The sequence below is a fragment of the Curtobacterium sp. P97 genome (assembly GCF_023712445.1).
In the GTDB taxonomy this organism is placed as follows: Bacteria; Actinomycetota; Actinomycetes; order Actinomycetales; family Microbacteriaceae; genus Curtobacterium.
On record NZ_JAMAYF010000142.1, the window covers coordinates 1 to 440 of the forward strand.

The following is a 440-nucleotide window of genomic DNA, read 5'->3' on the forward strand; positions in this document are numbered from 1 at the left end:
GCCCAGGAACACCGTGGTCGGGCTGCTGGGCAGGTCGTTGGCCGCGACGATGTTGTTCACCGTGACGCCGTAGACGCTGATCGGGGAGAAGCCACCGGCCTGGGCGCCGTGGATGACCATCATGCCCATGAGCAGCGGGCTGATCGCGTACCGCGCGGCGAAGCCCAGGGCGATCGGGGCGATGATCGCGACGGCCGCCGGGCCGAGGGCGCCGATGGCGGTGAGCACCCCGGTGACGGCGAACATGATCCAGGGGATCAGCGCCACGCGGCCGGCCACGAGCTTCACCGCGCCCCGCACCAGCAGGTCGACCGTGCCGTTGTTCTGCGCGATGGCGAACAGGTAGGTGACGCCGATCAGCGTCAGCACCAACTCACCGGGGAAGCCGGCGATGATGTCGTCGGTGGTCATCCCGACGGCGAGCGTGCCGACGAGGAAGG

General features: G+C 69.8%; 1 protein-coding gene. It reads right to left on the minus strand.

All coding sequences use genetic code 11. The features are described 5' to 3' along the window. Positions 1-440 (minus strand): SLC13 family permease (locus tag M3677_RS17350; protein ID WP_251161192.1); only part of this gene is annotated, 440 nt, incomplete at both ends.